The organism is Flavobacteriales bacterium, from assembly GCA_019694795.1.
Lineage (GTDB): Bacteria > Bacteroidota > Bacteroidia > Flavobacteriales_D > UBA2798 > UBA2798.
The window spans coordinates 1-7427 of the sequence record JAIBBF010000092.1 but is presented as its reverse complement, the minus strand read 5'-3'; the positions used below and the strand labels follow the sequence as shown (position 1 = coordinate 7427).

Sequence of the window (7427 nt, the reverse complement as noted above, 5' to 3'; positions counted from 1 at the left end):
CCCAACGATTACAGAAATTCTTTCGGTATCATTTACCGTAGCCGGTTTTTGTATGGGGAATTCAATGCACAGGGATTACAAACGCGCCATGCTTCTTCGGTGCCGGTTGATGAACTTAAAAAAGGAAAAGAAATATTTAATGTAGCGGAACTTCGCTTTCGTTATTATATCGGTAAAAAGAAGAAATGGGACCTTATTGGTGCTGTTCCGCTTGTAAATAATTACCGTAGCATTAACGGCTACACCCAATACGATGTATTTGGTGCGGGCGATCCGATTGTGTTAGTGAATCATCAATTGTTTAGTTCTAAAAAGGAAAAAAAATATCTCCATCGCTTATCGGTTGGCGCGGGGATAAAATTTCCGTTTGGAATGAAACATCTCAGCTACCATCGTGCAGAGGCGGATCTCGATTTGCAGGGATCTACCGGAAGTGTGGATTTTATAAGTCGTGCCGAGTACTCCGGCCTTTATAAAAATTTCGGATGGAACCATCAGTTGAGTTACCGCCTCAACACGGTGGGTACAGATGAGCACCACTATGGAAATACAACCAATTACAGCGTTTTACTTTTTTACCGGAAACAACTTGCTCCGCGACGCATTTTTGCCCCCGGTGCAGGATTGATTTTTGAACATGCACAACAAGATAAAGATCATGGCGCACTATTAAACGATTCGGGCGGAAATGTGCTTTTACTCAGCACCGGCTTCGATTTTTTCGCAGGCAGTACCCAATTCCAATTTAGTTATCAACCTGCATTAAAAAACAATTTCGAAGGCAAACAATTTCCCGTGGTGAATCGTTTTGTATGTGGAGTCACCATTAGTTTATAATCACATAACCAATCAAAATTTAAATTAAAATGAAAAACTCCGTTATAAAATTCAGTTTCTTATCAATGGCAGCTGTTGTTGCTTTCAGTTCTTGCCGTAAAGATGAAGATGCTCCCCCAACCACTACTCCTGATCCTACCACCGTAAATCTGGAAATTTCGCACATGGCAGGTGCCAATGCCTTAACCTTTAACACCAATTACACCGACGGATTCGGAAATGTGTTCACCATCACCCGTGCCGATATGTATGTGAATGGTTTTACCCTGGTGGATGATGTGGATACGGTTTTGTTCGAAGACAACAATCACTATTTGTTAAAACCTACGGTTACCTCCGTTTCTTTCGGCGAAATTGCTGCAACCCATGTGCATGCTTTATCGTTTAATGTAGGTGTGGATACTACACTTAACTTAACCGTTGATCCTACCACTCAACCTGCAGGTTCTGCATTAGGTGTGCAATCGCCTTCGATGTACTGGAGCTGGAGCTCAGGATACCGTTTTGTAGTGATTGAAGGAAATGCTGACCGTAATGCCGATGGTGTTGCTGAAACGCCTTATCAGTTTCACATTGGTATGAATGCCTTGTACCGCAGAGTTGAATTACACGTACATACCGACATGACCGCAAATACTGCCAATATGATTCACATGGAAATTGATTATTTACGTTTCTTTGACGGTATTGATATGTCGCTTGCAAGTTCCAGCACACACACAATGGACAATATGATGCTTGCAACGCAGTTTATTAATAACGTTGATTCTGTATTCTCCGTTCATACCCATTAATTTTTCATTTATGAAAAAGACCCTATTTATCGCGCTGGCCATTGTTAGTCTGGCCTCTTCCTGCAAAAAAGACCAGGATCCTCCGGTGAGCGATCCCAAAGGCACCTTGCAGGTGAATTTTACCGCTTCCTTCAATGGCCAGCCGATGGTCCTCAATACCATTTACAACAGTGCATCCAACTACCGCATTAAACCTGAAACGATGAAATACCTGATTCATCATTTCCGTTTGCGCGATGGTTCCGGAAATTATTGCGAAGTAAAAGATGCCGCCATTGTAGATTATGCCGGTTCCTCCAACAGTTTTTCCGTGCAGCTAAGCCCTGGAACATTTACCGGTGTCCGTTTTGGATTAGGCGTTGATTCTACCATGAACCTAGGCGACCCGAATTCCTTACCTGCGTCGCATCCATTTTCTACCAACATGGCGAATGATTTACACTGGAGTTGGTCCACCGGTTACATCTTTATGAAGTACGAAGGAAGAGCCGATACCAGTGGTACACTTGCCGGAAATATGGATCGCACTTTCTTTTTTCACCCCGGTGCCAATGCGTTGTATGGTGAAGTTGGAGATTTAATGATTCCGATTTCTATTGTAGAAAATCAAACCACTTCGATTAACGTGGATCTGGATGTGTACAAATTACTGGTTGGCATTAGCGATACCATTGACGTGAAAACCGATAATGGCACACATACTTCCGATAATTATCCGCTGGCAGAACGTTTTATTCAACTTGCCCGCGCTGCATTTAGCGTGAATTAATTTTACATCACTCCGTGAAAAAATTAGTTTATATCAGTTTACTATTTACACTTTTCATTTCTGCATGCAGACGTGAAGAGGACGAAGTGTATTCTGATCATTACGATTTAGAAATTCCCAAAGGTTTTCCCATTCCGAATATTCCTGCCGATAATTATCTCTCCAAATCGCGCGTGGAAATGGGAAAACGATTGTTTTTCGATACGCGACTTTCGGTAGATAATACCATCAGCTGCGCATCGTGCCATTTACCGCAACTTGCTTTTTCGGACGATAAAGCACTGAGCTTTGGTGTAACCGGACACATTGGAAAACGCAATGCTCCTCCCCTGCAAAATCTTGCCTGGGTTGCTCCATTTATGCGCGATGGCGGTGTACCTACACTGGAACTGCAAGTGCATGCACCCTTAACCGACACCAATGAAATGGCCTTTGATATTTTACTGGCTGTTGAACGTCTAAAGGATGATCCTTATTACCGCGATCAAAGTCTTTACGCTTACAAACGCGCCTTCGATGCGTATGTTATTACCCGTGCACTTGCTGCATTTGAGCGCACCCTTGTTTCCGGAAATTCGAAGTATGATCAATATCTCTATGCGGGAAGAATATTAACGGCATCTGAATTGCGCGGAAAAGATTTATTTTTTTCTGATTCGCTTCACTGCAGTGATTGCCACAGTGGATATAATTTCAGCAATAATCAATTTGAAAATAACGGTTTGTATGTCGTGTATCCGGATACAGGAAGAGCACGCATTACTTTGCGTCCGGAAGACAGCGGTAAATTTCGTGTTCCTTCGTTGCGCAATGTAGAAGTTACTGCTCCGTATATGTTCGACGGAAGTCTGGCATCACTCGGTGATGTGATTGATCATTATGCAGCAGGAGGTGCCGGAAATCATAATCAGAGTCCGCTCGTTGCCGGTTTTTTACTGAGTCAGCAGGACAAAGATGATTTAATCGCTTTCCTCAAAACGCTGACGGATACGGATTTCCTGAACAATCCCGCTCACCGTCCGTAGTGCTTTATCACTTTGTGACGGAATTGTGATTTTCATTGCTGTTTTTCGTTCTTGTTTTTGTATTTTTAGACTTATGAAACGTATTGGTATTCTCGTTTTGATTTTGATTTCTGTTGTTGCATTAAAATCGTGCAGCAAGGATCCTTTCATTGGGGAATATGTCCCTACACCCTATGTACTGCAAATTCCGGAAGGTTTTCCTCCGATGGTAGTTCCGGAAAGTAATCCGATGACGGTGGAAGGTGTTGAATTGGGTCGTCATCTTTTTTACGATAAAAAACTCTCCGGTGATCTTACCCAATCCTGCGCCAGTTGTCACATCCAAAGCACTGCCTTTTCCGATCCTGCCCGTTTTTCTACCGGCATCACCGGTGCGCAAGGTAACCGCAATGCGATGGCATTAATTAATCTCGGCTGGGAACGCTTTTTCTTTTGGGATGGACGCGCTGCTACACTCGAAGATCAGATTTTTGGTCCCGTAGTTAACCCAAATGAAATGAATGATACCTGGCCGAATGTTGTTCGCAAACTTCAGGCCGATGAAAAATACCGCGACATGTTTCATCATGCTTTCGGTACACCGGGTATTGACTCGGTGCGTGTAGTAAAAGCCATTGCTCAATTTTTACGCACACTCATTAGCGGTAATTCCAAATTCGACCGTGTGTTACGCGGACAAGAATCCTTCACTTCTTCTGAAGCTAACGGTTACGATTTGTTTATGCGCGACAAAGATGAAAACAATGGCATTTCAGGTGCAGACTGTTTTCACTGTCATGGTCCCGTGCTGATGTCGAAACAACTTTTCGCCAATAACGGTCTCGATGCCACCTTCAGTGATTTAGGTCGCGGCGGCGTTACCGGTAACCCGAACGACAATGGCCGTTTTAAAGGTCCTACCTTACGCAATATCGAACTCACCGCTCCGTACATGCATGATGGTCGTTTTACCACCTTAGATCAGGTGATAGAGCATTACAGCACCGGTCTGGTTGTTTCTCCTACCATTGATCCGCTCATGAAGTTTGCTGCGGATGGTGGTGTTGGTTTGAATCCTCAGGAGAAAATTGATATTAAGAATTTTCTTTTAACGCTTACCGATTGGGATTTTGTGAATAATCCTGCGTTTGCGGATCCGAATTGATACCATTGGGAATACCATTGGGGATACCACGAAGGCACTAAGGGTAGTGGGTAGTGGGTAGTGGGAATTGGGTAGTGGGAATTGGGTAGTGGGAATTGGGTAGTGGGAATTGGGTAGTGGGAATTGGGTAGTGGGAATTGGGTAGTGGGTAGTGGGTAGTGGTAGTGGTTGAGGAATACCATTGAGGCATTAAGGACACCGAGGTGCACTAAGCGTTTTTATTAAAAAAAAGAACACTAAGGGGTGGCAACATTTAGAGATTGATGATGCTGAGTTGCACTCGGTTTTTGTTTGGTTTTTTAGATTTAAAAAGTGAGGGATTTCTGGTTGTTATTGGTTTGACCGAACTGTAAGTTGCGGGAGATTTTGATTGCGAATGGATTCATTTAATTCTGAGGTTTGATGGATCTTTTTACAATTATGGAATTACCTGTTATTACGGTTCGCGAAATTTCTCATAAGGGGAAGGCGCGTCTGAAACTTGAGTTTGAATACAATGCTCTTTTGCATACTGAATTAAAAAAAATTCCGGGCGCAAGCTGGAGCCGGTCGATACGGGCATGGCATATGCCGTACCGAAAAGATAGTTTGCTTTTGCTTCTCGATACGATGCGAAATAAAGCGCGTGTTGTTCTAAGTAAAAAATTTGAGTTCCAGGAAAGCGGTCACCATACCATGCTTCACCCGGTGGCGAATACCGCTAAGCGTCCCTTAAATCCGGAGTTGATTGATCAGCTTGAAAAATTCCGCGACTTTTTAAAAAGTAAACGCTATAGTCATAATACCGTCCTCACCTACTCTGATGCTCTCAAAGCTTTCTTCGCCTTTTTTCCGGATCGCTCGTTTGAAGATTATGCCGAACAGGATCTGATTGATTTTAACAACCATTTTATCCTCGCGCGGAAATTTTCATTTTCCTATCAGAATCAGGTGGTGAATGCATTAAAAATTTACTTTCGGGAAATCCGTAAAATCTCCATTGATCCGGAACTCATTCACCGACCGAAACGCATAAAATCTCTTCCCAATGTTTTGAGCAAGGAGGAAGTAAAAGCTATTCTGGATGCTCCTGAAAACATTAAACACAGAGCCATGCTTTCGCTGTTGTATTCGGCAGGTTTGCGCAGAAGTGAGTTATTGAACCTAAAAAAAAGTGATATCCATTCGGAACGCATGATGATTATTATACGAAAAGGGAAGGGCGGTAAGGACCGAACTGTTAATCTCTCTCCTAAAATTCTGGAACTCCTTCGTGATTATTATAAAGTTTATCGTCCGCACGATTGGCTTTTTGAAGGTCAGTACGGTGGTCAGTATTCCGAAAAAAGTCTGGCCTCCGTATTAAAGCATGCCGTTGAAAAGGCGGGAATAAAAAAACCGGTTAGTCTGCATTGGCTTCGTCACAGTTTTGCCACCCATCTGCTGGAAGCCGGCACCGATTTGCGATATATACAGACCATTTTGGGTCATAACAGTTCCAAAACAACGGAGATATATACACATGTAAGCACCAAATCGCTTCAGAACGTAAAAAGTCCATTCGATAGCTTGTAAATCCCCCTCCCCTTCCTTAAATTCGTTAGAACTGACTACAGGCATCCATAATCACCTCTTTTTACCGATTATGCCTGCCGTAGGCAGACATACAACAACGTTATGCCTCATTGTAAAGACGAAAACAACTTAAAACAAAAAATATGACAGTAAGACAAAAAATGGACAGTATTCTTCAAAATGACCCCGATTACATGGACTGCGGGGAATATCATATTGACGGCAGAGCACACGGAGTTTTGCAAAACACAAAAAACGGAAAAATCAACGTAGTTTATAAATCCAAAGACGACATTGATGATGACGGGAATCCTATTACCAAAAAAATGGAATATGAAAACCTGAAAGAAATGTTAGAAGATTATAAACTTGTATATTAATTAAGAATGAAATTCGGAAAGACTATTAAAATATTCCTCATTGACGGAGAACCCAATGGGAGAATGAGTTGTGAACTTTCCAATTGGTCTGGAAAAGCTTATAAAATTCCTCGAATTAAAATCAAGGACTGCTCAGACCGTGACGACTTAACAAGCACAGGTGTTTACTTACTTTTTGGAAAAGATGATGCCGGAAAAGACCAAGTGTATATTGGTGAAGCTGAATCCATTTTAAAACGACTAAACCAACAGTTGACTCAAAAGGATTTCTGGAACGAAGCAATTGTTTTTATTAGCAAAGACGAGAACTTAAACAAAGCTCACATAAAATATTTAGAAAATCGGCTTCACGACATTGCAAAATCGGCCAATCGCTACACAGTTGACAATTCTATTATTCCGACTCAATCCTCAATCTCTGAATCTGACAGAGCCGAAATGGAAGAATTTATTGAATACATAAAAATGCTTGTAAATACGCTTGGTCATAAAGTATTTGACGAAAAAAGAGAATTTAAACCTAAACAAAAACAAGAATCCTTTTTCATTAAAGCTGCTCGTGGTGCTGACGGACAAGGTGAACCGACTTCTGACGGTTTTGTAGTATTCAAAAATTCCAAAGCTGCTTCAACAATTGTAAATTCAATGACTCCAAACTTCATCACTTACAGACAAAAACTAATTGACGAAGGAGTGCTAGTAGACAAAGGAGAATACTTTGAATTTTCTGACGACTATATTTTTAGTAGTCCATCTACAGCAGCAGTTATGGTTATGGGACGCAATGCAAACGGACTGACAGAATGGAAAAATAAAGACGGGAAAACGTTGAAGGAATTTGAAACGAATGAAAAAACAACGAAGGCATAACACGGGTTTGGCAAAAGTGGCGGTTCAGTGCTCCGCAGACACATTTGTGGTTAA

Annotated in this window: 8 protein-coding genes; all 8 read left to right on the top strand. The window is 41.9% G+C overall.

What is annotated here, in order from left to right:
- Positions 1–837, top strand: an 837-nt coding sequence (locus K1X56_14450; protein ID MBX7095919.1) for a hypothetical protein, incomplete at its 5' end; no start/stop codon positions are given.
- A gap of 29 nt (positions 838–866) precedes the next feature.
- Positions 867–1631 (top strand): hypothetical protein, encoded by a 765-nt coding sequence (locus tag K1X56_14445; protein MBX7095918.1) that lies wholly within the window; start codon positions 867–869, stop codon positions 1629–1631.
- Positions 1632–1641: 10 nt separating this feature from the next.
- A complete protein-coding gene (locus K1X56_14440) occupies positions 1642–2400 on the top strand; it encodes a hypothetical protein (GenBank protein ID MBX7095917.1) in 759 nt (252 codons plus the stop codon).
- A gap of 14 nt (positions 2401–2414) precedes the next feature.
- Positions 2415–3425, top strand: a complete 1011-nt coding sequence (locus K1X56_14435) for a c-type cytochrome (GenBank protein ID MBX7095916.1) — start codon at positions 2415–2417, stop codon at positions 3423–3425.
- Between the two features lie 73 nt (positions 3426–3498).
- Positions 3499–4569: a cytochrome-c peroxidase gene (locus tag K1X56_14430; protein ID MBX7095915.1), complete on the top strand. Its 1071-nt coding sequence runs from the start codon at positions 3499–3501 to the stop codon at positions 4567–4569.
- Positions 4570–4989: 420 nt separating this feature from the next.
- Complete coding sequence (locus K1X56_14425; GenBank protein MBX7095914.1) at positions 4990–6123, top strand: site-specific integrase; 1134 nt, start codon at positions 4990–4992, stop codon at positions 6121–6123.
- Between the two features lie 143 nt (positions 6124–6266).
- Complete coding sequence (locus tag K1X56_14420) at positions 6267–6503, top strand: hypothetical protein (protein MBX7095913.1); 237 nt, start codon at positions 6267–6269, stop codon at positions 6501–6503.
- 6 nt (positions 6504–6509) lie between these two features.
- Positions 6510–7373 (top strand): GIY-YIG nuclease family protein, encoded by an 864-nt coding sequence (locus tag K1X56_14415; protein MBX7095912.1) that lies wholly within the window; start codon positions 6510–6512, stop codon positions 7371–7373.
- Positions 7374–7427 lie beyond the last annotated feature (54 nt).